General features: G+C 43.6%; 25 protein-coding genes and 1 other annotated feature. All 25 genes read right to left on the reverse strand.

Annotation, left to right across the window (positions count from 1 at the left end; genetic code table 11):
* Positions 1–192: 192 nt before the first annotated feature.
* On the reverse strand, positions 193–1,077 hold the full coding sequence (gene rbsU, locus C5Z26_RS03430) for a ribose/proton symporter RbsU (protein ID WP_105448625.1): 885 nt from the start codon (positions 1,075–1,077) through the stop codon (positions 193–195).
* A gap of 35 nt (positions 1,078–1,112) precedes the next feature.
* Entirely contained in the window at positions 1,113–1,508 is a 396-nt protein-coding gene (gene rbsD, locus C5Z26_RS03435; protein WP_105448626.1) for a D-ribose pyranase, read from the reverse strand.
* Position 1,509: 1 nt separating this feature from the next.
* Positions 1,510–2,427 carry a ribokinase gene (gene rbsK, locus C5Z26_RS03440; protein ID WP_105448627.1) on the reverse strand — a complete coding sequence of 306 codons (918 nt, stop codon included), beginning with the start codon at positions 2,425–2,427 and terminating at the stop codon, positions 1,510–1,512.
* A 107-nt stretch (positions 2,428–2,534) separates the two neighbouring features.
* Positions 2,535–3,533, reverse strand: a complete 999-nt coding sequence (gene rbsR, locus C5Z26_RS03445) for a ribose utilization transcriptional repressor RbsR (protein ID WP_105448628.1) — start codon at positions 3,531–3,533, stop codon at positions 2,535–2,537.
* Between the two features lie 111 nt (positions 3,534–3,644).
* Positions 3,645–4,610: a ribose-phosphate diphosphokinase gene (locus C5Z26_RS03450; RefSeq protein ID WP_105448629.1), complete on the reverse strand. Its 966-nt coding sequence runs from the start codon at positions 4,608–4,610 to the stop codon at positions 3,645–3,647.
* Positions 4,611–4,736: 126 nt separating this feature from the next.
* Complete coding sequence (gene recD2 / locus C5Z26_RS03455; protein WP_105448630.1) at positions 4,737–7,238, reverse strand: SF1B family DNA helicase RecD2; 2,502 nt, start codon at positions 7,236–7,238, stop codon at positions 4,737–4,739.
* 12 nt (positions 7,239–7,250) lie between these two features.
* On the reverse strand, positions 7,251–7,937 hold the full coding sequence (locus C5Z26_RS03460) for a tetratricopeptide repeat protein (RefSeq protein WP_105448631.1): 687 nt from the start codon (positions 7,935–7,937) through the stop codon (positions 7,251–7,253).
* A 13-nt stretch (positions 7,938–7,950) separates the two neighbouring features.
* Positions 7,951–8,616, reverse strand: a complete 666-nt coding sequence (locus tag C5Z26_RS03465; RefSeq protein WP_105448632.1) for a histidine phosphatase family protein — start codon at positions 8,614–8,616, stop codon at positions 7,951–7,953.
* Between the two features lie 173 nt (positions 8,617–8,789).
* Positions 8,790–9,452 carry a potassium channel family protein gene (locus C5Z26_RS03470; RefSeq protein WP_105448633.1) on the reverse strand — a complete coding sequence of 221 codons (663 nt, stop codon included), beginning with the start codon at positions 9,450–9,452 and terminating at the stop codon, positions 8,790–8,792.
* Positions 9,453–9,467: 15 nt separating this feature from the next.
* Positions 9,468–10,817 (reverse strand): TrkH family potassium uptake protein, encoded by a 1,350-nt coding sequence (locus C5Z26_RS03475; RefSeq protein WP_105448634.1) that lies wholly within the window; start codon positions 10,815–10,817, stop codon positions 9,468–9,470.
* Between the two features lie 147 nt (positions 10,818–10,964).
* Positions 10,965–12,089, reverse strand: coding sequence for a tRNA 2-thiouridine(34) synthase MnmA (mnmA, locus tag C5Z26_RS03480; protein WP_105448635.1), 1,125 nt, complete (start codon positions 12,087–12,089; stop codon positions 10,965–10,967).
* Positions 12,090–12,206: 117 nt separating this feature from the next.
* Positions 12,207–12,548, reverse strand: coding sequence for a DUF1831 domain-containing protein (locus tag C5Z26_RS03485; RefSeq protein WP_105448636.1), 342 nt, complete (start codon positions 12,546–12,548; stop codon positions 12,207–12,209).
* Between the two features lie 22 nt (positions 12,549–12,570).
* Positions 12,571–13,722 carry a cysteine desulfurase family protein gene (locus C5Z26_RS03490; RefSeq protein WP_105448637.1) on the reverse strand — a complete coding sequence of 384 codons (1,152 nt, stop codon included), beginning with the start codon at positions 13,720–13,722 and terminating at the stop codon, positions 12,571–12,573.
* Between the two features lie 26 nt (positions 13,723–13,748).
* Positions 13,749–14,444, reverse strand: a complete 696-nt coding sequence (locus C5Z26_RS03495; RefSeq protein ID WP_105448638.1) for a 5'-methylthioadenosine/adenosylhomocysteine nucleosidase — start codon at positions 14,442–14,444, stop codon at positions 13,749–13,751.
* Between the two features lie 18 nt (positions 14,445–14,462).
* Positions 14,463–14,714, reverse strand: a complete 252-nt coding sequence (locus C5Z26_RS03500) for a hypothetical protein (protein WP_105448639.1) — start codon at positions 14,712–14,714, stop codon at positions 14,463–14,465.
* Complete coding sequence (locus C5Z26_RS03505; RefSeq protein ID WP_105448640.1) at positions 14,707–15,267, reverse strand: NUDIX hydrolase; 561 nt, start codon at positions 15,265–15,267, stop codon at positions 14,707–14,709. Before C5Z26_RS03505 ends, C5Z26_RS03500 begins: the two co-directional genes overlap by 8 nt.
* 150 nt (positions 15,268–15,417) lie before the next feature.
* On the reverse strand, positions 15,418–16,416 hold the full coding sequence (gene dapF / locus C5Z26_RS03510; RefSeq protein ID WP_105448641.1) for a diaminopimelate epimerase: 999 nt from the start codon (positions 16,414–16,416) through the stop codon (positions 15,418–15,420).
* 172 nt (positions 16,417–16,588) lie between these two features.
* On the reverse strand, positions 16,589–19,387 hold the full coding sequence (gene ileS / locus C5Z26_RS03515) for an isoleucine--tRNA ligase (RefSeq protein ID WP_105448642.1): 2,799 nt from the start codon (positions 19,385–19,387) through the stop codon (positions 16,589–16,591).
* Positions 19,388–19,451: 64 nt separating this feature from the next.
* Positions 19,452–19,668 (reverse strand) — a binding site (T-box leader).
* 31 nt (positions 19,669–19,699) lie between these two features.
* On the reverse strand, positions 19,700–20,401 hold the full coding sequence (locus C5Z26_RS03520) for a DivIVA domain-containing protein (RefSeq protein WP_105448643.1): 702 nt from the start codon (positions 20,399–20,401) through the stop codon (positions 19,700–19,702).
* Between the two features lie 23 nt (positions 20,402–20,424).
* Positions 20,425–21,210: a YlmH family RNA-binding protein gene (locus C5Z26_RS03525; protein WP_105448644.1), complete on the reverse strand. Its 786-nt coding sequence runs from the start codon at positions 21,208–21,210 to the stop codon at positions 20,425–20,427.
* A 23-nt stretch (positions 21,211–21,233) separates the two neighbouring features.
* Complete coding sequence (locus C5Z26_RS03530; protein WP_199774942.1) at positions 21,234–21,488, reverse strand: YggT family protein; 255 nt, start codon at positions 21,486–21,488, stop codon at positions 21,234–21,236.
* A 22-nt stretch (positions 21,489–21,510) separates the two neighbouring features.
* A complete protein-coding gene (locus C5Z26_RS03535; protein ID WP_105448645.1) occupies positions 21,511–21,927 on the reverse strand; it encodes a cell division protein SepF in 417 nt (138 codons plus the stop codon).
* A 24-nt stretch (positions 21,928–21,951) separates the two neighbouring features.
* Positions 21,952–23,259, reverse strand: a complete 1,308-nt coding sequence (gene ftsZ / locus C5Z26_RS03540) for a cell division protein FtsZ (protein WP_105448646.1) — start codon at positions 23,257–23,259, stop codon at positions 21,952–21,954.
* 30 nt (positions 23,260–23,289) lie between these two features.
* Complete coding sequence (ftsA, locus tag C5Z26_RS03545) at positions 23,290–24,636, reverse strand: cell division protein FtsA (RefSeq protein WP_105448647.1); 1,347 nt, start codon at positions 24,634–24,636, stop codon at positions 23,290–23,292.
* Between the two features lie 125 nt (positions 24,637–24,761).
* The gene (locus C5Z26_RS03550) at positions 24,762–25,634 is read right to left on the reverse strand and encodes a cell division protein FtsQ/DivIB (protein WP_105450121.1); all 873 of its coding nucleotides are present in this window, start codon (positions 25,632–25,634) and stop codon (positions 24,762–24,764) included.
* Between the last annotated feature and the right edge of the window lie 15 nt (positions 25,635–25,649).

Genomic DNA, 25,649 nt, shown 5'->3' on the forward strand with positions numbered 1-25,649 from the left:
CTTGTCATATCGCCCTCTAGAATACTATTAACCACTGATATGTCATTCACTAAAATTGCTATCTTAAACGTTCTTTCATTTTCTTATTTAATTTTAATATTAACATCAGATTTTAATTTGTCAATTGAATACCAAATAAAAAGAGCATTTGGATGGCCTCCAAACACTCTCAATTCATATTTTCAACTCATTTTAAATCAAAACAGTGACCGTGGCTGCGGCTAAAATCAGGAGTAGCCCCAAAATCGTAATTCGCATTTCCTTTGGGGTTTTCTTTTGGCCTAAGAACCAAATTCCAGTTAACGTTGCTAAGACAACCGATGTTTGTGACAAGATAAATCCAGTTGCCAACCCGTTCATATCCGGTTGAGCCGAAATTAAATAGGTCAACGCCGCAAAAGCAAAGAAGAGTCCTGAAAATATATGCTGATAAGAAACTTTTTCAACTAACGCCAATTTTTCACCACGCACGGTTAACCAAAGTGCATAACCAAGCCCAACTAATAACATCCCGATAGCTTGTGGTAAAAAGGCCTGCATCCCATTCAAATTAGTGGCTTGTGGGGCGGCAGAATAAGCCCAATAACCAATCTCACCACCGGCTAACCACAATACCGCACGCCGCAACAACCGCCTATTACCAGCATCTCGCTGCTCTGACCACACTGTCAAGCTGGCCCCAATAATAATTAGAATCAAGGCCAAGCCGCCGAGAATCTTCGCAGTCATCCCTGGCCAATCACCCAAGGCAATAACGCCCCATAATGAGGCTCCCAGCAATTGAAAGGCCGTGGTTACAGGCATTGCCCGCGATGATCCGACCATTGCGAAAGCTTTGAACGTGATAATTTGAGCACTGGCCCAACCAATTCCTGATAAAATGGAAAAAAACAAATCATGGCCTTGCGGGAGTGACAGGCCTTGGGTCCAAGCAAAAATCAAAGCAAAGATGAAAGTTCCCAGCGTTGAACCTAAAATCTGATTAACGGGACGCCCCCCGATTTTTGAAGCGATGGTGGGATATAACCCCCACCCGATTAAGGGCCCTAGCCCAATTAGTAATGCCGTTGCGTGCATATTGTTTTCCTCCTAGGTGTTTTTAAGCTGATAAGCTAAAAGGTGACGCCACTTTCCAATAAGATATTCGCATAGGACGTCATTTCACCAGTTCGAACAAACGCGCGACACTCATTTAACGCTTGCTTCATTTCAGTATGCGGAATAAACGTAATTGGCGTATCTGGTAACCGCTTTTTAATTTGTGTCAACATCTGGGGATTGTCCGTTTTAATTTCAGCTGCTAAATAAATCCGTTGGACTTCTAGTTCTTCTAACACATTATTTAGCACTTGCATAAAACTAGGAATGCCGTTGTCCACGGCTAAATCAATCTTTTCAGTTCCCATTGGGACTGGCATCCCAGCATCCCCAAGACTTAGTTTATCAAAATGACCCATTTGCGCAATGACCCGAGATAAATCAGAGTTAATCACTTTACCTTTTTTCATTTTACTTGTCCTCCTCGATTAATTCACTTTTGTATGGAATAGATGGTTGCGCACCAAACCGTTGGACCGCTAATGATGAAGCTCGATTGCCATAACGAATGGCAGTGGCTAAATTACTAAAATCGGGTTCTAGTTGGCTACTCATGGCGCCAATAAAGGTGTCGCCCGCTGACGTCGTATCCACGGCATTTACCTTGAAAGCTGGAATAATGCCATGTTGCCCAGCGACATCATAAAAGGCCCCTTTGCTGCCAATCGTGATAATAACTGCGGCAATACCAAGTTGATGTAAATCAGCCGCTGCTTTTAACATACTTGCTTCATCCGTAATTTTAATTCCCGTCAAGGTCTCAGTTTCAGTTTCGTTGGGGACAATCATATCAGTCACAGCTAATAAATCAGCTGGCACCTTAACCATCGCCGGTGCTGGATTCAAAATCGTTTTCACCCCAGCCTGGCGGGCAATTTTGAAGGCAGCCGTCGTACTATCGGTAGCGCTTTCAAATTGAGCAATGACAAAATCACTGGCTTTAATCAGATTGGCTTGTTCAGCAACATCTGCGGGCGTAAACGCCATATTAGCGCCAGCATGAATCATAATTTGATTCTCACCGGCATCATCCACAACCACGTAAGCTTGCCCAGTCGATTGATTTTTCAAAGTGGTCACTCCGGTCAAATCAATCTTTTCTTGGGTCAACAATTCTAACATCGCTTTACCGGCATCATCATCGCCAACTGCACCAATAAAGTTAGTTTTAGCTGCTGAACGTTGCGCTGCAACAGCTTGATTAGCCCCTTTACCACCACCCGCTGAAAAGATTTCTTTCGTATGCATCGTTTCACCCGGCTTAGGCATCTGTTTAACCCGAATCGTTCGATCTAAATTAATACTACCGATAATTGTGATTGTTTTCATCATTGGGACCTCCAATTAATTGTGTGTGTTAATAAGATTATTTGCTGATTAAAACGTTTTATGAAAACGTTTTAATAGGCCAACAAAAATATAGCACATTTTGAAACTTAATTCAAATGTGCCGTTGAAAATCTTTCAATTAATTGAACTGGTAACCGTTTTTCTTCCCATGGTTTTTGCGGCTGTTGAATACGTTCTAACAATAAGGCGGCAGCAGTTTGCCCTAACTCAACTATCGGTTGCGCCACAGTTGTTAACTGTGGGACCACATATTGACACATCTCGATGTCATCATAACCCACGATACTATAATCAGCCGGAATTCGTTTGCCGGCCCGTGCCAATCCTAAGTACAGCCCAATCGCAATCTCATCACTAACGGCAAATAAAGCCGTGGCTGCCGTCGCTAGAATGGCCGGTACCGCCTGACACCCCGCTTGCTTGGTTAATGCCGTATAGATGATTGGACTATTTTCCGATGCATAGACCGTTCGAAATCCAGCTAACCGTTGCAAAATATTAGCGGGGGCAGCAGCTGGCAATAAGATAGCGACTTGTTGATGGCCTAATTTTTTCAAATGTTCAGCCGCCAAACGACCGCCCATAAAGTCATCCGTTAAGACCGCATCACTAACACCTTCAGCCTTCTTTTGATCTAAAACAATAAACGGATGCTGATTCGCCCGTAAAATCTGATTAATGGCCTGATTAGAAACCGCTGAACTGGCAATAATAAACCCATCAACGCCGCGACGACTTAACTCGGCCAGATAACTTTGTTCCTTAGTTTCATCCAAATCAGCATTACACAACATCGTAATAAAATTTTCTTGATATAAGCCAGCCTCAATTCCTCGAATTAAGGCACTAAAAAATGGATTCGTAATATCCGGGACTAATACCCCAATCGTTTGACTCCGTTTCATGACCATCCGCCGAGCAAAATAATCAGGCTCATAATTAAGATCATCTTTAGCCGCAATAACTTTGGCGACTGTTTTAGTACTAAATTTATCACCGTTACCATTTAAAATTTGTGAAACCGTTGAAATTGACACCCCTGAATGTTTGGCGACATCCTTAATCGTAATGGCTTTATTCTTCAATTACAGCCACCCCCTTAATAACAATAGCCTTATTGTATAACAGATTGGTGCCTTTACCTAGTCGAATAAAAAGAGAACCCCTGGTAACTGGGCTCCCATTATTAAACAACTTTAAATTTCTGAATTAAATAACCGATCAACCGGCTGTTGTTCATGAACTAACTTAATGGCATCACCTAACAATGGTCCCACTGAAAGTTGAACTAACTTGTCGAAATGTTTAGTGGCCGGAATTTGAATCGTATCCGTCACGATAACTTTTTCTAAAGCTGAATTTTGTAGTTTTTCAGGCGCATCTTGTGAGAAAATGGCATGTGTTGCACAACCATAAATTTTAGCTGCCCCAGCTTGTTTTAAGGCCTGTGCTGAAACATCGAACCGGGTTCCCGTATCAATCATATCATCAATAACAATCGCGATACGATCTTTGACTTCACCAATAATACTACTTGGCACTTGGCTATCATCATCCGGATGGCGATTGTCAATAATCGCAATTGGGGCTCCTAATAGTTCAGCCATCTTGCGGGCCCGGGAAACGCCAGCATGATCGGGTGAAACCACGACCAAATTGTCAGTAATCCCACGATCTTTAAAGTAACTTGCCAAAATTGGCGCAGCAATTAAATGGTCGACTGGAATATCAAAGAAACCTTGGATTTGCGCAGCATGCAAATCAATCGTTAAAATCCGCGTGGCGCGATCTTTTTCTAACAAGGTTGCAATTAATTTGGCCGTAATTGGTTCCCGTGAACGCGCTTTCCGATCTTGACGTGAATAACCATAATAAGGAATCACCACGTTAATTTCAGCCGCACTAGCCCGACGAAGTGCATCAATCATAATCAATAATTCTAAAATCGTATCATTGACTGGTTCTGAAATTGATTGAATGACAAATACTTCGGCGCCACGAATACTTTCTTCAATATTAATTTGAATTTCACCATCACTAAACCGCTTGACCGAACTTTGGCCTAACGGAATACCGACGCGTTCCGAAATCTTTTGCGCTAATGGCATATTAGAATTCAAGGCAAATAATTTCAGCTTGGTATTTGATTCATCTACTGACATAACAACCTCCAAAAAATAGTTTCATGACAAACATTCTTAATTATAGCAGTGTCGTCTCACAAAAACAGGTCCAATCTGACTGAATCGTCGCTTTTTCCATTAGTTGTAACTAACAATTAATTAGAACTAGGTTGCTTGTGCCATGAAATCAGTCGGTTTAATCCCGTCCATGCCAATCATCGGATCAATCTGCCCATTTCGAATCATGGCCGGTGTTAATCGCTGATCAGCGGTCGGACTTGCAGTTGGTTCAGACGCAGGTGCCGGTGTTGGCGCCACTGGACTTGATTCAGGTTCAGTTACAGCTGGCTTCGTCACAGGATTGGTGACCGCCTCACCCGCAAAGACTTGTTGTAATCGTTGTGTCAAGGTCGTTAACCGATTGACCGACTCATTGCTAACGCTCCGCTCAAATGACTTAACATCACCCACTAAAATCAACATTTGTTCGGCACGCGTCACGGCCGTATACAACAAATTACGTTGTAGCATCCGTGAAAATTGTGGCACCATCGGTAAGATCACCATTTTAAACTGACTACCTTGCGCCTTATGGATCGACATACTATAAGCCAACGTCAATCGGTTCCAATCACTGCGTTGATAGACCACTTCATTTTGTTCAAAAGCAATCGTAATTTGATCTTTTTTGCTCTTATTATGTGGGTCATTTGCCAAATCAATCCCAACAATTTTTCCAATATCACCATTAAAAACATTGTCTTCCGGCGAATTGACTAAGTGTAGGACTTTGTCACCAACCCGAAATTGTTGCCCGTTATAAGTTAATTGTTTTTGTCGCTTGGACTTAACCGGGTTAAAAATATTTTGAACGGTTGTATTTAATTGATCAATACCGGCGGCGCCCCGATACATCGGCGCTAAGATTTGAACATCATCCGCTGAAAAACCACGAGTCTGCGCTTTAGCCACAATCTGTTCAATGATGTGGTCAACTTGATACGCCCCACAAGCAATGAATGAGCGGTCTTTTTGATTGACCGTGAAATCCGCTGGCAAGCGCCCATTCTTAATGGCATGGGCCAACGGAATAATGCTTGAATCATCATCCTGACGATAAATCGTTGTTAATTCAATTTGCGGCAGTTGCGGACTTTTTAGTAAATCATGAAAGACTTGTCCCGCACCAACCGATGGTAATTGATCCTTATCTCCCACCAAAATGACCTGCATATGACTGGGCACGGCTTGTAATAGTAACCGGAAAAGCTTGGTATCAACCATCGACATTTCATCGATAATTAAGATTCCGCCTTCTAAATCTTTCGTTGGCATTTCAGGACCATCTTCCCGTCCCGTTAACCCCAATAGCCGATGAATGGTACTAGCAGGTAACCCAGTTGTTTCAGCCATTCGCTTGGCCGCGCGACCCGTGGGTGCCGCTAACAAGATAGGAAAAGACTTGTCTTTATATTGCTCTAAATCTAATGACACGTCATGGAGCTCCGCAAATAATGCCACCAACCCACGAATGATTGTTGTCTTACCAGTCCCCGGTCCCCCCGTCAAAAGAAACAGGTGCGCCGTAATCGCCGACTTTAAGGCTTGGGTCTGCGAGGCATCATAAGTTAATTGACTCGCCTTAGCAACATGTTCAATCGCCCGGTCAACTTTTGCCGCCGTTAAGTTGCCATCATTATCCGCATCATTTAGGCGTTTTAGATGCTCCGCAATGCCCCATTCGGCCTCGTACAAATCGCGTAAATAAATTCGATTCTCATCGCCAACAATTTGATTGTCTTGCGCTAAAGCCACTAATTGATCCGCTAATTTTTGTGGATCAATGGCAACATGCCGCGCAGTTTCAAGTAGTTGCATCGTCGCCGTTAGTAGGGGCTTAGCAGTCGTATACGTATCGCCATTTTGCGCACTAGTTTCGGTGATTTCAGTTAATAGCCCTGCTCGTAACCGATTGTCCGCTTGGGGATCAATTTGTAACTGCATCGCAATCTGGTCTGCCTTTTTAAAGCCCACCCCTTTGATATCTTCCACCAATTGATAAGGATTTTCCTGAATGACACTTAATGTATCGCCTTGATACTTGGCGTAGATAGCCGCCGCTAACCGACTCCCAAAACCGTACGCATTCAACCCAATGATCGTCTGCTCTAGGCCGTTATTCACGCGTAACGTATCCAACAAAGTCTGTTGAACTGAGGCTCTTAATCCAATTGGGCGTAAAACCTTAGGGTCAGCTAAGATTGCATCAATGGCATTTTCACCTAAGGTATCAACAATCCGTTCAGCCGTACGACGACCTAATCCAGGAAAGTCACTCCCCGCTAAATACGCGATGAGGCCGCTACGTGAAGTCGGCGTCTCATTTTGATAGTTATCAGCTTGAAATTGAGTCCCATATTTAGGATGGCGGACGGTCTTACCCGTAAACTTATACGTGGCCTCTTCCTGAATATCTGCAAAACTCCCAGTGACTACAATTTCGTCTTCTGACCAGTCAATATTTTGTTCCGTTACTTTGACCAATAGAACTTTGTAAAAACTATCCGCGCTACTAAAAAAAACGGTCGCCACTTTGCCAACTACAAAGTGCGTCACCGTTTGGCTATTATCATCCGCAGCAAATAAACTTTGATTTGTTGTCGTCACTAGGACACCACCTTACGCTTTTTGATTTTTGTGTGGCACTTTATCCGCTGCCGCAACGGTTTTTTCAATATCACTTAACTGTTGTTGGTGGGCTTTAAAATACGCCGCATCATATTGTTTGGCCTTAGCAAATAAGGCCGCATACGGTTTACCCAGCACCATCGCCGTTAAGCCAGCATTAAAATTAGCCGGACCATGCTGCGGATTTTGAGCCAATACTTTTTGATAAAAGTCGTATGCCTGTTCATTATTGCCTAACGCAAGTAAAATGTTTGCCGTTAACAGATTCACGTCAATCGCCGTGGGCCGTTGTTCTTGAACCGTTAACGCCCAAACCAGCGCATGTTGATAATCTTTTTTAGCCATTAACGTCTGTGCCATCATTAAATAAGCATCGGCCTTTAACTTTGGGTCATCAATCGTTTGATAAGCCGCTAACGCCCGATTATATTCTCCAGCTTGATAATAGATATTGCCGAGCGCATACGTTAAAAGATTATGTGCCCGCGTCACTTGCTCGAAACGACCTAACGCTTTCATCGCTAACGCCTCAGCTTGTTCATAATCTTGACCAGCGGTTAGAACCACGGTCAAATCATAATAAGCCTGATAATCATCTGGATGGTGGTCAATCGTCGTGACCAGTTGATGAATTAAAGCCTGTTGTGCTGCTTTAGTTGCTGCTTTCGTCTTAGCCAAGTCCGGCCACCTCCTAAATCGTATCTGTGGGATCAGGTTCTCGGGACAAATATGACGTATCATTCCATAGTAATAAGTTATAATGCTTACCACGATCGCGCGTTTCTAAAATCGTCGTGCTCGTATTTGATAAGCCACCACGTTGCCGTAAAGTCGCTAATGAGGCCCCCAGTAACGTATTCACTAAGGCATTTAAAGCCGCACCGTGACTCACGACCAATACATTATCGGTCCGACGTGGATTAGCAGCGACGATTTGATTAATTGCCGGCGTCATTCGTTTTAATAATTGCTGAAAACTCTCGCCATGAATCGTTGTGGGATCATAATGATCAGGATGTTGCCGAAAATCTTCAAATTCCAGCGGATAGCGCTCTGCTACGTCAGTAAATGCCATCCCTTCCATTTTTCCTAAATTAAATTCACGTAAGCGACTCAAAATCGTCAGCGACAAGCCCGGTTGACTTAAATCTTGTTGGAGCGTCATTGCTGTATCCCGTGCTCGTTTTAAGGGACTCGCATAAATATGGCTAAACTGAATATCATGTAAAGCCGCCGCTAATTGATGAATTTCATCATAGCTCGCTGGTAACAACGGTGAATCACCTTGAGACCCTTGATAACGGCCCTCCAAGTTCCATTCCGTTTTTCCATGGCGAACAAATAGTAGTTTTGTCAAATCATTACTTCCTCATCTCAATCACAATTTCGACCCTAATTATACTTTCTATTATGCCAGTTTTAGCCGTAGTTTTCAAAAAGTTCTCCAACTACTATAAATTAAAATTATGTCAACTAGTTAATTAAACGCTGCAACTAAAAAAACGGTCCCCTAATGGTTACCGTTCTAAGCTACTTCGTTAGCGCTGCATCTAATTCGCGAACCCCTTTAATCGGTCCAACGACGGTTAACACATCGTGTAACGCAATTGTATCGGTTGGCTGTGGTGACACGTTAATATCAGCCCCATGCTTAATGGCAATCACGGTCAAGCCATACCGTTTGCGAAATTTTAGATCAATTAGATTCTGGTTCGTTAAATTATCATCAGTAATCTCAATTGCGGCTAAGGTGTATTCATCACTTAAATCAATAAAATTCAGAATATGATTCGTCAGTAATTTTCGGACGATGGTATGCCCCATATCACGCTCTGGGAAGACCACCTTGTCCGCCCCGACACGTTCTAAAACTCGCCCTTGATCACTCGTCTCAGCCTTTGCAATCACATGTTTAGCGCCTTGTTCCTTACTTAACATGGTCGTTAAAATACTGGCTTCCATATTATTACCAATTCCGATAATAACATAATCAAAACTATCAATATTTAATTCCTTTAAAACGGCCTCATCGCGCGTATCCGCAATCATCGTTTGCGTTGCAACATCCATCAATTTATTAACCGGACCCTCATGAATGTCCACGGCTAGTACTTCTTGTTGCGCAGCCGCTAACGTCCGGACCACGCTTTCACCGAAGCGTCCTAAGCCAAACACTGCAAAATTCTTTTTCATGCAACATCGTCCCCCTTAACCAATCAAAATATTTTCTTCAGGATAACGAATCAAATTCGTTTTCGCTTGTCGCCGTGATAAAGCATAGAGCGACGTAAAAATACCCACCCGGCCAATAAACATTAGTAGCATAATCACAAATTTTCCCACTAATGTTAATTTAGCCGTTAAGCCAAGACTTAAGCCAACTGTGCCAAAAGCCGATAAAACTTCAAAGACAATGTATTCCAAGCCCATCCCTTTAGGAATTGTCTCCGTTTGCGCTAAAATCAACGCCGCCACGGTTAAAACTACACTCGCTAAAAAGACTAATAATAATGCCCGGTTCAAGTTATTTTGACTAAACCGTCGATGACCATATTCGACATCCGCACGACCACGCAATTGGGCAATACTTTGAAAGACTAAAATCCCAAAGGTAGTCGTTTTAATCCCCCCGGCAGTTGATCCAGGGGTCCCCCCGATAAACATCAGGACCATAATCACTAAGACACTCCCAGCCTGTAACCGGGTAACTGGAATCACTGAAAAACCCGCCGTTCGTGGTGAAACACTCATAAATAAGGTGTTCATAATCCGATCAAGCCAACTGGTATCTGCTGGCAATAGTGCCAGCCCTCGTTCAGTCACTAGTAACAAGATAAAGCCTAAGACAAACAGACTAATCGTGGTCACCAATGTTAATTTTGAGTTCAAGCTCAAGCGGTGACGCTCATGATAAAGTAATAGATCACGCCAGACTAAGAATCCCAGGCCACCCGCAATCACGAGCACCATCGTCACCAGCAAGACGTACGGATCACTCTGAAAAGTCGCCATACCGTTGGTAAAGATATTAAAACCAGCATTACAAAATGACATGATGGCATGAAATAACGATAAAAAAAGACCTGACTGCCAGCCATAGCGTGGGACAAAATCAAGGGCTAATAGCCCAAAGCCGCCTAATTGAAATAATAACGACAGGCCAATGACATATTGCATAACACTTTTCGTATCACTTAAATTCTCAAGATTCAGTGATTCCTTGACTAACAATTGTGTTGATAGGCCCAAGTTGCGCCGCATTAAATTTGAAATCAAGACTGCAAACGTCATGTAACCCAACGCACCGACTTCTGACAATCCCATAATGACGATTTTACCAAACAACGTCCAATGGGTCATTGCAACCACATTTAACCCGGTGATACAAGTGGCTGAAGTGGCCGTAAATAACGTATTAATCAATGCCGTTGCTTGCCCGCTTTGTGCCGCAATTGGTAACGATAATAAAACCGTCCCCATCGTAATCACTAAAATAAATCCCGCTACCATTTTTTTCGATAACGTGTCAAAAAAATTAAACCGCCGTAATTTTTCCATAATCGCCCAATCCTATATATCCATTCTTTCCCTTAGCTTAAGCAACCCTAGCTAGAAATGCAAGACCCCATTTTAAAAAAAGGCCCCTAATGGCGACAAGTCGTCATCAGGAGCCCTAAATAAGCTCATTTAAGTCACTAACCGAACTTAGATATATTGCAAAACACGCTCATCATTATAAGCAGCATCAATCATCCCAGAACCTAAACATTCCTCACCGTTGTAAAAGACCACGGCTTGACCAGGCGTAATCGCCCGCACCGGTTCGTCAAAGGTGACCCGCACTTGCGTATGATCGTCATTAAAGTGTACGGTCACACCAGAATCAGTCTGCCGGTACCGGAACTTGGCGGTCACATGAAAATCATTACCTAAATCTTCATTGGTGACAAAGTGCAAATCAGACGCCTCTAAATAGGTCGCATAGAGGTGTGGATTATGGTAACCCTTGCCGACGTACAAGATATTTTGCTTCAAATCCTTACCAATGACAAACCATGGTTCGTTATCCTCACCATCGCCACCGATGCCAAGGCCACGACGCTGTCCAATCGTGTAATACATTAAACCGGCATGCTCGCCCTTAACTTCGCCTTGGTCCGTCATCATCTTACCAGGCGTTGCTGGTAAGTAATGGCCTAAAAATTCCTTGAAATTCTTCTCGCCAATGAAACAAATTCCGACTGAGTCCTTCTTCTTCGCCGTTGCTAAGCCTGCATTCAAAGCTAATTTCCGAACATCTGGCTTAATCATATCGCCAAGTGGGAACATTACCTTTGACAACGTCTTAGAATCCAACTGGCTTAAGAAATAAGTCTGGTCCTTATTGCTATCAACGCCACGCAATAGGTGCATTGTGCCATCTTCATCATGCTGCAACCGTGCGTAATGACCAGTGGCAATATAATCCGCCCCTAAATCCATCGCATAGTCCAAGAAAGCCTTAAACTTGATTTCCTTGTTGCAGATAACATCCGGATTTGGCGTCCGGCCTTTTTTGTACTCATCTAAGAAGTACGTGAAGACCCGATCCCAATACTCCTTTTCAAAGTTGATTGAATAATATGGAATCCCAACTTTATCGGCAACTTTAGCCACGTCCTTGTAATCCTCGGTCGCGGTACAAACCCCGTTTTCGTCAGTATCATCCCAATTCTTCATAAAGACCCCCACCACGTCATAGCCTTGCTGCTTTAACAACAATGCCACGACGGATGAGTCAACCCCACCACTCATGCCGACAACGACACGCGTGTTACTGTGATCAGTCATACTTTTTCACCATCATTTCCAAAAGATTCTGGAGAATCCACGATTTGAAGGTCGTACAATTCCAGTAAGTACCATTATAACAAAGAAAACGCCAGCTGCAAGCCAGGCGTTTCCCAATTAAACTTCAACTAAGAGATCACGGTCAATAAAACTGGTTAAAAGGAACCGTAGTTGTTCAACCGCTTCCGGATGGGCATCATTTTTAAAAATATCCGCACGTTGTAACCCGTTACCCGTTACCGTCGCCATTTTAAAAGCCGTTAAATCAGCATTAACTGCCATTTTCAACTTAAAAGCTGCTTGATAAGGGGTGTTAGGGTCCAATGAACGTTCAAAAGTGAATACCCCTGATTTACCCTTCGCAAAACCTAAATCCATTAATGTATACTTCTTGATTGCCGAACTTAATTGATACGTTTTCGTATCACCCGCAAGTTTCACCGTCGTTGTATAAGCCATCGTGACAACCTCCTTTTAATGTTTAACGCTTGGATAACCGATTAACCGTGTTGGTTAATACCGTGATAAATTGATCTAAATCGGCCTTAGTCGTGTAACGCCCGAAACTCAGCCGAATAGATTCATTCACCCGTGGCGAATCTTTGCCAAACATCGCAATCAACACGTGTGACGGCTCCAGACTCCCCGCAGTACAAGCTGAACCACCAGAAACTGCGATACCACCTAAATCTAGATTCGTTTGCATGGTATAAGTTGAAATGCCTTTAATCCAAAGATTCAAGACATGTTGTAAGTTATCCGGTCCCAAAGTACCGTTCACGTCAAAATCAATGTGATTAGCCGTCAATTGGTCCACGACATATTGCTTAAAATCAGCATACTTACTTTGGCGATGCGCTTTTTCAGTCGGCGTCAATTCCTTAACGGCTTGCGCAAAACCCGCAATTGCCGGCACATTTTCAGTTCCGGCACGCCGCTTGTCTTCTTGCTCCCCACCTTTAATTAAGCTTGGAAAGTTAATGCCATTGCGTTTATACAAGAAACCAATAAACTTAGGGCCATTAATCTTGTGCGCTGAAGTCGACAACATATCAATATGATCACGCTGAACATCAATATCCAATAGGCCGTATGCTTGCACAGCATCCGTATGGAACCAAGCTTGATGGTCCTTTAAAAGGTCACCAATCTCATGAATCGGCATGTGAGACCCGACTTCATTGTTCCCCATCATAATTGAAACTAGGATCGTATCTGGCCGTAAAGCGGCTTTAAAATCAGCTAGCTTAATATTACCGTTGGCATCCACAGGTAAATACGTCACTTCAAAGCCCCGCTGCTCTAAAACAGCTAATGACTTTAAAATGGCTTGATGCTCAATTGCTGTGGTAATAATATGCTTACCTAAATTTTGCCGCACTAACGCCGTTTGCATGATGGCTGTGTTATCGCCTTCCGTCCCACCACTATTGAAAATAATATCATCGTCAGGCGCATTGATACTTTGCGCAATGACATGGCGACTATCGTCTAAGACTTCGCGAGCAGCCCGCCCAAACGCATGGGTACTCGAGGCATTGCCAAACGTATTCGTCATGCGCGTCATCATTTCGGTGACAACTGATTCCGCCATGGGGGTAGTCGCTGCGTTATCTAAATACACTTGCTTCATTTGAACGCTTCCTTTTAAAAATAAATTTACTTGTTTTGAGCAGCGAATAACGCTAATAGCATCGCGGCTGATTGCTTGCCAGCAGCCAAGATGAATTCATCAAAGCTGACACCCGCATCTTCGTTACCAACATCAGACATCGCCCGAATGACAACATATGGGGTGTTAAATTGATGACAGGCTTGCCCAATCGCTGCGCCTTCCATTTCACTCGAAAGCGCCATTGGAAAATGACTTAAAATTTGATCCGTTGCAGCCTGACTGGCAATAAATTGATCACCTGACACAATTAGCCCAGTCTTGGCTTTCAAACCAGTTGCAGTAGCGGCTTGAATGATTTGGTCGACCCAATTTTTGTCTGTGTCGTAATACAACGGTTGTTGTGGTAATTGCCCATAATCGTAACCAAAGGCCGTTGCATCCACATCATGATAAGCCGTTGCAGTTGCGACGACCACGTCGCCAACAGCTAAGCCGGCCCCAATCCCACCGGCTGAACCAGAGTTAATCACCACATCAACCTCAAAGTTTGTAATCATTAAAGCGGTCGTCATTCCAGCCTGGACCTTACCAATTCCAGATTGCACCAAAACAACTGCTTGTTGATCAATCGTGCCTTCATAAAAGACAATATCTTTAATGGGGGTAATTTTTTCATCTTGTAATGCGGTGCGGAGCGTTTTAAGTTCTTCTTCCATTGCACAAATAATGCCAAATTTCATGTGAGTTGCCTACTTTCCTTAGGGGGTTAAAAATAAAATTAAAAAAACAATAATAATTGCTAAAACTAAGCCTAAAATAACCCAATTGAGCTTGCGGCCCAAGCGTTTTGTTTTAGCCTCTTCCAATAAACGGTTGTTTTCAGCCGCGTAACCGCGCCGTGAAGCCGCTGTATCTGGTTCATTTTCTGGCATATCATCAGGTTCAGCAGCCGTGGGTTGGGTTTGCTTTTGATGATATTGTTGCCGCGTCATGCGATCTTCATCAGCCATGTAAATCCACTCCTAACGCTTGGTGACTTTGCCAATACCACACCGCCATTACTGTCTTAGCATCCGCTAATTCACCACGAGTCACTTGGCCCATCACCGTTGGTAAATCTCGATAGACTAACCGGAGCTGTTCATCAGCATCTTGTGGTAAGGCCGTGGTAACTGGCTGTAATCCTGTGGCGACGTACAACGTCATATATTCATCGGTGAAGCCTGGTGACGTGTAAAATTCCGCAATGGGTGTTAACTGATCAGCTACTAGCCGAGTTTCTTCATTTAATTCACGAACGGCCGCAGCCAGCGGCGTTTCGCCGGGTTCAACCTTGCCGGCCGGAATCTCAAAGGTTACTCCGTTCGTGGCCGCTCGCCACTGCTTAACGAGTACCAGCTGTTGTGCGGCCGTCACCATCAAAATCGCCACAGCTGGTTGATGGTGGACGATTTCACGCGTCGCCGTCGTCTGATTGGGTAAAGTCACGACTTGGCATTCCACTTGCACCAAGCCACCGTCAAAAACTTGAGTTCGCGTCTGTACCTGCTCTTCAAAATCCATCCGATCTAACCTCCTGATAACAAGCGTTCTCAATAAGGATACCGATTTTTACGTCTGAATGCAATTGTCACCCAAAATATAAGCCAACGTGTCCGACTAAAAAAGCGTCAGCTAGCCAAATCGACCACCCAACGCCTCTTTAAACGACTTCTAAACTGTGGCTACCCCCGCGATAAACGCTTCATAAGCTGGTTGTTCGCCAGTAATAGTGGTGGTGGCTTCACTGAAGTCCGCCTTTAAAGCCGCCGCTAATGGCAACGTCACAAACTTAACAAAGGTGGCATTCCCAATTAATTCCATCCAATATTCTTCATCGGCACCTTGGTGGACGACCGTTTTGACCATGCCCCCTGGATTGGTGACGTGAATTTCTTGGTTAAAGTCAGTACTTTCTTGATGCAATAAGACGTACATCAATGAAGATGCCGACATCGCCGTCCCACAAGCATCGGTGAACCCAACGCCCCGTTCAAAGGTCCGGACAAAAATCGAGTTAGCACCAAGTACTTCGACAAAGCTCACATTGACACCATCTGGAAAGAGCTTATTTTGACCATCATTTAGCCATTGCCCAATGCGACCTAACTCAGAACCGGTTAAGGTAGCATGATCAACAAACGCAATCAAATGTGGATTGGGAACGGAAACCGCTGAAAACTTTAAATCCGCTGAAATTTCTGGAATAGCTTCATTAATAATCGTGGTGGCTTCATGATTAACATGCATGCCTAGGTTTTTAGCATCAAAGGAAACTGGTGAGATTTCAACACTGTACGCTGGAACATGGTCGGCAAAGTCAGCGACCGCTTGCACCTTTAAATCGGCATACATTGTCTCCACTCGAAAATCAGTCTGACTATTCTGAGTGCCTAAGTAGCGTGCAACGGTCCGTAACCCATTACCGCACATGCTAGCTTCGGTGCCATCCGCATTGATAACACGCATCCGACCGAGCACTTGGGCATGGTCAGATTTATCAACGACTAAAATGCCATCGGCCCCTTCATAAAGGCCATCACCATTGCGTTTGCAACTATTAATTGCCAGTTGTTTCAAGTCAGTATCAGTCAACGGTTCTGGAAATTGCGCTTGATCCAATAAATAAAAATCATTACCGGAACCGTGCACTTTGATCATTTTCACTACCATCAGCATCCTATCTATTTATAATCTCGAGTTAACTACTTTACTATCATACTGATTTTTCAAGCAGAATTCAATTCCTAAGGACCAAAGTGAAGCCTACAAAATGCGGCGGCCAAAAGAAAAACAGTTCCTGCAAGAAGTTGTAGATTCTTGCAGGAACTGTTGCAATCATTGACTAAGCTTCTAAACCAGTCGTGATTGATTCAGGATAATTAGTCCGAACAATTTCAGCACACCGGGCACATAACATTGGATAAGCATCATCTTGACCAACATCAGTCTTCGTCATGCGGCAGCGTGAACAAACGTCACCCTCAGCATGACTCACCTTGATGGCTAATTGGTCACCAAACTTTTCGACCGTCTGATCAGCTTCGGCCAAATCATGAATCGTTAAGGCTGAAACCATCAACATTTGTTGGACATTGGTAGCTAACCGTTGTAGCAAGGCTTGCGTCGTATCAGTCACATACAAGTCCAAGTGAGCCTCCAACGACTTCCCGATTAGTTTCGCATCCCGGGCTTCTTCTAAGGCCTTTAAAACGGCGCTCCGCAGTTCCATGAATTGACCCCAGTCAGTCGTTAACGTTGCTGCATTTGGTAACGTTTGTACTGTTGGCATTTCAGTCAATTGTGCAAATTCTTCTGGTTCCTTCAAGAATGGCCAGATTTCTTCGGTCGTATGTGGCAACATTGGCGTAAACAACTTCGTCAAGGCAACCAAGACGTCATAAAAGACTGTTTGCATGGACCGCCGTGAATGGCTATCTTCGGCATCAATATACATGATATCTTTGGCGATATCCAAGTAGAAGTTTGATAAATCAACCGTTAAGAAGTTTAGTAGCTTTTTGTAAATATCCAAAAAGTCATAATGATCATAATGATCCTTCACTTCAGCAACGAATTGGTTAAGTCGAACTTCCATATATTGGTCGACAGTTGCTAAATCAGCCGTTGCGACCCGGTTCACTTTTGGATCAAAGTCCGTAGTGTTCGCCAACATAAACCGCATCGTATTCCGGAACTTCTTATAACCATCGGATACTTGCTTGAAGCTTTCCATCGAGACCCGCACATCAGAACTTGTATCGACAGAAGCCACCCAGAGCCGCACGATTTCAGCACCCATTTGTTTAATAACTTCGGCAGGCGCAATCGTATTGCCCAATGACTTGCTCATCTTCCGGCCTTGGTTATCTAACGTGAAACCTTGTGACAAGATTTGCTTGTATGGCGCCTGACCCGTTACGGCCACACTCGTAATCAAACTGGAGTTAAACCAACCACGATACTGATCAGACCCTTCCAAGTAAAGATCCGCTGGATAAGTCAAGTAAGGCCGCTCCGCTAAGACCCCCTGGTGAGAAGAACCAGAGTCAAACCAAACATCCATAATATCAGTTTCCTTAGTAAAGGTCCCATTAGGTGAATGCTCATCCGTAAAACCAGCTGGTAATAAGTCTTTCGCCTCTCGTTCAAACCAGACGTTTGACCCATATTGGCCAATTAAATCGGCAACATGTGCAATCGTCGCTTCAGTCATGATGGCCGTCCCATCTTCTGCATAAAAGATGGGTAGTGGTACACCCCAAACACGTTGCCGTGAAATGACCCAGTCACCACGATCACGAATCATGTTATAGAGCCGTTTTTTACCCCATTCTGGTGAAAATTGAACCGCGTCAATTGCCCCTAGAATTTCATCACGCATATCACCAACGGATGCAAACCATTGAGGTGTTGCGCGGAAAATGATTGGCTTTTTAGTCCGCCAATCAAATGGATAACTATGCTCATAAGGCATGTAATCCAATAATGCGCCACTAGCTTTTAACTTATCTAACGCAATTTGATTAGCATCTTCATAAAAGACCCCAGCAAAATCAGGACCAGCTTCGGCCGTTAAGACCCCTTTGCCATCAACTGGTGCAAACACGGGTAACCCATACTTTTGACCAATTCGGTAATCATCTTCCCCATAACCAGGCGCCGTATGGACTAATCCGGTCCCAGCATCTAAGGTGACAAAATCACCTAACATGGTGACAATTTTACGATCAGCGTCAAATGGATGTTGACAAATAACACGATCTAATTCGGCACCCTTAACTGTTTTGAGGACTTTAACCTCTTCCCAACCAAAACGAGTCACATTTTCGGCTAATAAATCAGCAGCTAACACATATTTCCGTGAATCGCCAGCTGGTTGCACAACCACGTAGTCAAAACCAGCATCAATCGTAATCCCTTCGGAAGCTGGGATGGTCCAAGGCGTTGTCGTCCACACAACCATGTATGTGTCAGTATCTAGAACCCCTTTACCATCAATGACGCGTTCCCCATAAAAAGCGGATGGTGACGTCACATCATGATATTCGACTTCGGCTTCTGCCAAGGCTGATTCTGATGACCATGACCAAAAGACTGGCTTTTTACCACGATAAATCAAATGACGCTTGGCAAAAGCACCAAAAACGCGAATCTGGGCTGCTTCAAACTCTGGATTTAACGTCAAATATGGGTGGTCCCATTCGGCGGCTACGCCCAAGCGTTTGAATTCATCACGTTGCCGATCGACTTGTTTCAAAGCATATTCACGACATAATTCCCGAAATTCATTAGTGGTCATTTTCTTACGATCATAACCCGCTTGCTTTAATTTCTGTTCGATAGGTAACCCATGGGTATCCCAGCCAGGAACATAAGGTGACCGGAAACCATTCATTGACTTATAACGGACAATAAAATCTTTGGTGATTTTATTTAACGCATGGCCCATGTGAATATCACCATTCGCATATGGTGGGCCATCATGTAAAACAAAAGTGTCTTTACCTTCATTTAATTTTTGCCGTTGTTCATAGACCTTGTTTTCGCTCCAAACGTTTTGCCGTTCGACTTCTTTAACAGGTAGGTTACCTCGCATTTTAAACTTGGTCTTACCAAGATTAAGTGTTTCTTTAACGCGCATTTGATCACTCCTTAAAATTTTTGGTGCTAATCAATCTAATTTTGGCGACAAAAAAACTCCGTCCGCAAGGGACGAAGTTATCGTGGTACCACCCAAATTTAGAATTGTTTAGATTCTCTCTTAGCATGGTTAACGGTCATGAACCGGTCGACCCTACTGAATAATTTCAGGTCCACATTCGGAGATGATCTGCAACCAAACCAGGGACGACCGAATTCACATTCACATCGGCTCTCTGAGCGTATAGCAAGGTTGTTTGCTGTTCTCCTCAAAATTTTAGTAACATTTAATTATACCCTGATTCTAGTCGACTTAGTTCGTGGCGTCAACATTATCATCCGGGAAAATAACCACCGTTTGCTGTTGTGCTTGATCGCCACCATCAGCGACCGGGGTTTCGCCAGCCGTTGCATTCGTGATTTCAGCGGCTGCTTCTGAGTTTACGCTCGCATTAACCCCATTGTCAAGGTTGTCTTGCTTCAAAACGTGTTGGATTTCTGCGTAACTAGAGGTATCGGTTTCACTCAGTAACTGGTCCCAATCCTTGCTCTTAACCACTTCTAATTGTGATTCAAGCATCACTTGTAATCGTTGACGGAAGACCCGGGTTTGCTTCTTCAAGTCATCGGTTTCAACCGACAAACGTTTGGCCTTTTGTGAGGCTTCATCAATCATCTGGTTAGACTTATCCGTCGCTTCACTGACAATATCAGACGCTTGCTTTTGCGCTTCACGCGTAATAATGTCCGCTTCTTTCTTCGAATTCGTCTTAACCTTATCCGCAGCTTCTTGGGCCACTAAGATTGATTGATTCAAAGAATCTTTCAATTCATTGAAGTACTTCAACTTACCTTCACTAGCGTCTAAACGTTCCTGGAGGTCCTTATTCTGTTTCAGAGTAATTTGATAATCCTTAATAATTTGTTCAAGAAAATCATTGACCTCGTCAATATTGTAACCACGTAATTTCGTGGAAAACTCTTTGTTATGAATGTCGTCAGGACTTAACACCATACTAAATTTCCTCCAATATCTATCTATTTACTATGAATAATCTTTAACGTAATTCGCAAGCGCGCTTTTTTAGTCTCATTGCCAATCTCTGCCAACTGAACACGCCCATAATGATTGACACTTAACATGTCTAACAAAGCCAGTTCATAATCAGCTTTTGGCAAATCGGCCCAATTCAACCGCACGTGCGCCCCTTCAATTAATTCTTTGGCATGATGCCGTGAAAGATTGAAAGCCGCCTTAATGACACTGTCAGCACGTAATGAGCTAACGGTTGTCGTAATGGTTTCCCAATCATTCTGCGGATTAATCGCTGCCGTTACTGGTACGGCCGTTAAGTGAACTTTCGTCTTACCTAATCGGTCAATCTGTGCCGTAAAATAATCAAACAGTTCGGTCTCACAGAAGAACTGCCAGGTTTCACCATCCGAGATAATATCACCAAATACATCGCGCTCAACGCCAGAATTGGCTAAGGTACCTAAGATATGCCCATGTTTCAGCGTGGCAAACTTAACCGGATAAACAATATTTACCAAAGTAATTTGAAAATCCGCTGACTCTGGGTCGTAATAATCCGGATAAAATAAAATCCGTTTTAATTCCGCCCCTGCGTAGCCACCATTAGCTTGCATCCGAACCCCGTCTAATTGATTGACCATGGTCTGGGCAATATAGACTTGGCGGGGATTCAAGAAAGCCGTCAAAATGGGCCGGTACTGATCAGTTACACGCCGTAACCAACCGGTCACTTGTTCAATAAAGGGGGCCTCGTTTGCGCGAAAATGTTGCTTTAAATTTTCATCCACGATCCTATCCTCGTTATTTCAGTTTAAAACCCAATAAAGGTTAACAAATAATATAAGCCTTGCTCAGCAAATTGTAAAACCAATAACGCAATTAGCGGTGAAAAATCAAGCCCCGCAATTGCGGGCACAAACCGCCGGAAAATACTTAAGAACGGTTCACAAATCTGCCCCAAGAAACGGCCGATGCTGGTGTTATAAGCGCCTGGAAACCAGGACATTAAAATATAAACAATCAGCGCCAGTTGGTAAATTTGGAACAAGCGGGAAATTAATGAAATTAACAGCGCAATCACTCCTTACTTACAACGTGTTGGGATTGAATTGATTGGTCGTGCTCCCTGAAACTTCATAGTTTTCAGGAATACAGAGAAAGATTTCGTCACCAATCCGTTCAATTTCGCCGTTAATGGCGTACACGGTCCCAGTTAAGAAATCAACAATCCGGCGGGCCATCTGATCATCAACATGATCGAAATTAATAATGACCGCTTGATTTTTTAATAACTGAGCCGCAATTTCTTTAACATCTGAATAAATTTTAGGCTCAAACAGGGCAATCTTACTGTTGACAGACTTACCACCTTGCATCGGCACTACCTTTGGTGAAGTTGTCGCATTAGCTGGGGTCTCACGCGGCGGATTAAGATTCGTTGCCGCTTCCTCAGCCTGCTCATCACTAACGCCAAAAAAGTTACTCAAACTAAAGCGTCCGGCCATTATTCATCGCTCCCCTTCAACGGCTTATTTACGGCGCCGTTTGAAGAATGGCGGCGTATCTAATGAATCACCATTGTCATTAGTCTTAGTTTCTTCAGCTGGTTGATTGTCATTAAAGACATCAAAATCAGTTTTTTCAACATTTTTAAATTCTTGCCCATTGCTAGGCGTCGTTGGTCGCGCACTAGTAGGTTCGCGACGAATATCCCAGTTACCAAAAGGATCATTATTAGCTGATGTTTGTGGTTCAGTAGCATTGTCCTGGTTAGCCTGCTTTGCATGACTTTGATTGTCAGCTGGCGTTGTAAACATGCCACCACGTTGTTGGCCTTGTTCGCTACGATTATGCGCTACACCGGTCTTTAGTTCCCGCTGCTTTTTGTCAATCCCAGTTGCAATAACCGTCACCCGCACTTCATCGCCTAAGCTTTCATCAATTGACGTCCCAAAAATAATGTTAACGTCCGTCGTTGCTGCTTGCGTCACAATATTCGAAGCGGCTTCGGCTTCGTATAAGGACATATCTGGACCACCCGTAATGTTAAGTAAGACTTGTTCAGCACCATCAATGGAAACTTCCAACAATGGTGATGAAATAGCTTCCTTGGTTGCATCCGCAGTCCGGTTTTCACCACTAGCAGACCCAATTCCCATCAGCGCAGAACCTTGATTTTGCATAACCGTCTTAACATCCGCAAAGTCCAAGTTAACGTAACCAGGTGAGGTAATTAAATCAGAAATCCCTTGTACCCCTTGGCGTAACACATTGTCAGCTTCTTGGAAAGCTTCCATCATCGGTGTCTTTTTGTCGACGATTTCTAATAACCGATTGTTGGCAATGACGATTAACGTATCCACATTGTCTTTCATTTGCGAGATTCCTTCAGCCGCATTACGCGCCCGCTTAGGTCCTTCAAATGTAAATGGTCGCGTGACGACCCCAACAGTTAAAGCACCAGAGTCCTTTGCAATCTTAGCAACAACTGGTGCGGCCCCGTTACCAGTACCGCCACCCATACCGGCCGTTACAAAAACCATGTCGGCGCCCTGTAAGGCTTCAGTTAAGGCTTCTTCACTTTCCTGAGCTGCTTTGGAACCAACGTCTGGATTAGAGCCAGCACCAAGTCCACGGGTCAGTTTAGGTCCCAATTGAATTTTAGTTTCGGCATTAGCGGTTTGTAGGGCTTGCACATCGGTATTAGCGACGATAAATTCTACACCCTTAACATCTTCCGTAATCATCCGGTTAACGGCATTACCACCACCGCCACCAACCCCGATGACTTTAATATTAACCCCTGAATCTTGGGCTGAATCTAAAGAATATTCCATAATTTTTCCTCCGTCATTCCTATCATAGTTTTAATCGAAAAAGTGATTAAAGAAGCCTTTGAACCGGTCAAATGCCCCGGTGCGATCAGAATCTTGCGCTGGTGCTGACTTAGATTTGGTTGGTTTAGGCGTCGTTGGCGCCGCAGTTGTCTGGCGATCAGCCGTACTAGTGCTGATTGCTTCTGAAAAATCTAATGCCACACTGGCACGGGTATCGCCGGTTAATGCACTTTTAACCAATAAGGCGACTTCACTTAAGGCCGCTTGATATTTGATGACGGCTAAAGCCTCATCAAATGACGGATGTCTTAAGCCCATTTGGTTGGGAATAAAGACGCGTACACGCGTTCCGAATAACTGTGCGGCTAAATCTGTAATTCCTGGTAACGCCGCAACGCCACCAGTTAAAACGACACCACCGGGTAACTCTAATGCGTGAACTTCATCTAAGTGTTGCTTTACTTTATCAAAGATTTGATCTAAGCGCGCTTCAATAATTTCGGCTAGATATTGTTCGCTAATCTGCGTTGGGGTACTTTGACCGACAACTTCAACTGGGAACTCATCATCATCAGAAGCTTGTTGCGCATCTGCATAACCATAATCACGTTTGAGCTTTTCAGCGTTTTCAATCGACGTATTTAAGACGACTGAAATATCTTTCGTGATGTATTGACCGCCTTCTTGATCCACATAAGTATATTTAAGCTGATGGTCATGAATCACAGCAGCGGTCGTTTGACCACCACCCATATCGACGATAATTGATCCAAAATCTTGTTCGCCATCATTAAGGACTAATGAACTTAACGCTAACGGCGCAATCACAATTTGTTCAATTTGCAAACCGGCCTTTTCAATGGCCTTACGTGTATTGTGAATAATTGTTTTAGGCCCGGTAAATAACGTCCCATGCATTTCAAGCCGGACGCCGACCATTCCACGCGGGTCTTTAATGCCATCAAAGCCGTCAACCACAAACTCATCTGGAATCACATCTAACACTTCACGCTCGGGCGGTAAGCTTTGAACCAAAGCTGCTGCCGCAACGTTTTTTACATCTTCATTATTAATTTCTTTTGATTCATCAGCTACGGCAATCATGCCCCGACAACGTTCGATCTTAACTAAGTTGGCCGGGACACCCGCAATAACTTTCTTTATTTCGATACTTGCTTTTTCTTCCGCTTGGCGCACTGCCGACTGAATCGCAGTAGCGGCTTTGTCGATATCGACAATAACCCCACGACTCAGACCATTAGAACGTTCGCTTCCCACACCAATAACGTTCATTTGTCCCTTCACACGTTCAGCAACAATGACTTTTATTGAGGTGGTCCCTATATCAAGTCCGACATAAATTCCTGAATTATCCATAATAGAGGAACCTCCTAGTAATTACATAAATATTTAAATATTCAAAGTTTTAGCTAACAGAACTAATTATCACTTAGTTTACCATATACTAAGCGCTTTAATAAAGGCTCCCGCCTACATTTAACTCAATTATTCGACTTTTTAAACGAATACGAATAGGCGCCAACTTCAAGGTTAATCACACCACTGGTTTTCATTTTCGCAGCAATTCCTGAATAATAAGTCATTTTGCTAGCAAACGTGGTAATCGTCGCATAAACTTCATTGCCATCATTCATATACAAATGAACTCGCTCAGGATTAGCTTGATTTGGCGAATATTTTATTTCCGAAATATTGTGCTTTACCGCAGCCGGTAACTTAGCATACTGGGCAATCATCTTTTGCAAGCGCGCTCCACTTTTAAAACCAGCATAAATGGGATAACCACCACCTGGTTGCGTCACGCTTTTAGTCAGAATCGAGCCATTCTCTAAGACCCGATGGTAATAATCCCCACTGACTAAATAACCAGCAATTCGAATCTCTTTAACTTGTAGCTTAATCTGATTAAAACCAACCAGTTTGGTCGTGACCCGCCCAATTTGTGGATTAGCTTGCCGCGCAACCTTGCTTGTCGTGGCATCTTGACCGATTATGGACCAGATTGCATCACCATTTTTTAAATCTGCCGCCGTTTTAACTTGCGTCGTTGTTAATTGTTCAGTACCGCTTACCGTTATTTTTTGAACATGGCTTAACGGTGAAATAAAATACCCGGCAATCACCATGCCCATTAAGAACAATCCAATCAAAATACTAGCGCGTTTGACCACTAACTTACGGCGTTGCGACATCAGTTTAGGCAACTTATCACCAATTCGAATTCGTTTACCCGACCAATTAAAATGCCGTTTTTGAGCATTCTTATGATTCGTCGCCGCTTGCCGTTGATACCGTTCCCAAGGGGTTAGCTGGTCAGGCTTCTGTTCTTTTGGCTGCCGTTTAAAAATGGCCATCACGCCCACCCTTTC

This window comes from Lactobacillus sp. CBA3606, from assembly GCF_002970935.1.
In the GTDB taxonomy this organism is placed as follows: domain Bacteria; phylum Bacillota; class Bacilli; order Lactobacillales; family Lactobacillaceae; genus Lactiplantibacillus.

What these genes read in the sequence shown, in the direction of transcription:
- rbsU (WP_105448625.1), bottom strand. Translation starts at nt 1,077, where the DNA reads ATGCACGCAACGGCATTACTAATTGGGCTAGGGCCCTTAATCGGGTGG.
- rbsD (WP_105448626.1), bottom strand. Translation starts at nt 1,508, where the DNA reads ATGAAAAAAGGTAAAGTGATTAACTCTGATTTATCTCGGGTCATTGCG.
- rbsK (WP_105448627.1), bottom strand. Translation starts at nt 2,427, where the DNA reads ATGAAAACAATCACAATTATCGGTAGTATTAATTTAGATCGAACGATT.
- C5Z26_RS03450 (WP_105448629.1), bottom strand. Translation starts at nt 4,610, where the DNA reads ATGTCAGTAGATGAATCAAATACCAAGCTGAAATTATTTGCCTTGAAT.
- C5Z26_RS03470 (WP_105448633.1), bottom strand. Translation starts at nt 9,452, where the DNA reads ATGAAAAAGAATTTTGCAGTGTTTGGCTTAGGACGCTTCGGTGAAAGC.
- C5Z26_RS03475 (WP_105448634.1), bottom strand. Translation starts at nt 10,817, where the DNA reads ATGGAAAAATTACGGCGGTTTAATTTTTTTGACACGTTATCGAAAAAA.
- mnmA (WP_105448635.1), bottom strand. Translation starts at nt 12,089, where the DNA reads ATGACTGATCACAGTAACACGCGTGTCGTTGTCGGCATGAGTGGTGGG.
- C5Z26_RS03485 (WP_105448636.1), bottom strand. Translation starts at nt 12,548, where the DNA reads ATGGCTTATACAACGACGGTGAAACTTGCGGGTGATACGAAAACGTAT.
- C5Z26_RS03490 (WP_105448637.1), bottom strand. Translation starts at nt 13,722, where the DNA reads ATGAAGCAAGTGTATTTAGATAACGCAGCGACTACCCCCATGGCGGAA.
- C5Z26_RS03495 (WP_105448638.1), bottom strand. Translation starts at nt 14,444, where the DNA reads ATGAAATTTGGCATTATTTGTGCAATGGAAGAAGAACTTAAAACGCTC.
- C5Z26_RS03500 (WP_105448639.1), bottom strand. Translation starts at nt 14,714, where the DNA reads ATGGCTGATGAAGATCGCATGACGCGGCAACAATATCATCAAAAGCAA.
- C5Z26_RS03505 (WP_105448640.1), bottom strand. Translation starts at nt 15,267, where the DNA reads ATGGATTTTGAAGAGCAGGTACAGACGCGAACTCAAGTTTTTGACGGT.
- dapF (WP_105448641.1), bottom strand. Translation starts at nt 16,416, where the DNA reads ATGGTAGTGAAAATGATCAAAGTGCACGGTTCCGGTAATGATTTTTAT.
- ileS (WP_105448642.1), bottom strand. Translation starts at nt 19,387, where the DNA reads ATGCGCGTTAAAGAAACACTTAATCTTGGTAAGACCAAGTTTAAAATG.
- C5Z26_RS03520 (WP_105448643.1), bottom strand. Translation starts at nt 20,401, where the DNA reads ATGGTGTTAAGTCCTGACGACATTCATAACAAAGAGTTTTCCACGAAA.
- C5Z26_RS03535 (WP_105448645.1), bottom strand. Translation starts at nt 21,927, where the DNA reads ATGGCCGGACGCTTTAGTTTGAGTAACTTTTTTGGCGTTAGTGATGAG.
- ftsZ (WP_105448646.1), bottom strand. Translation starts at nt 23,259, where the DNA reads ATGGAATATTCTTTAGATTCAGCCCAAGATTCAGGGGTTAATATTAAA.
- ftsA (WP_105448647.1), bottom strand. Translation starts at nt 24,636, where the DNA reads ATGGATAATTCAGGAATTTATGTCGGACTTGATATAGGGACCACCTCA.
- C5Z26_RS03550 (WP_105450121.1), bottom strand. Translation starts at nt 25,634, where the DNA reads ATGGCCATTTTTAAACGGCAGCCAAAAGAACAGAAGCCTGACCAGCTA.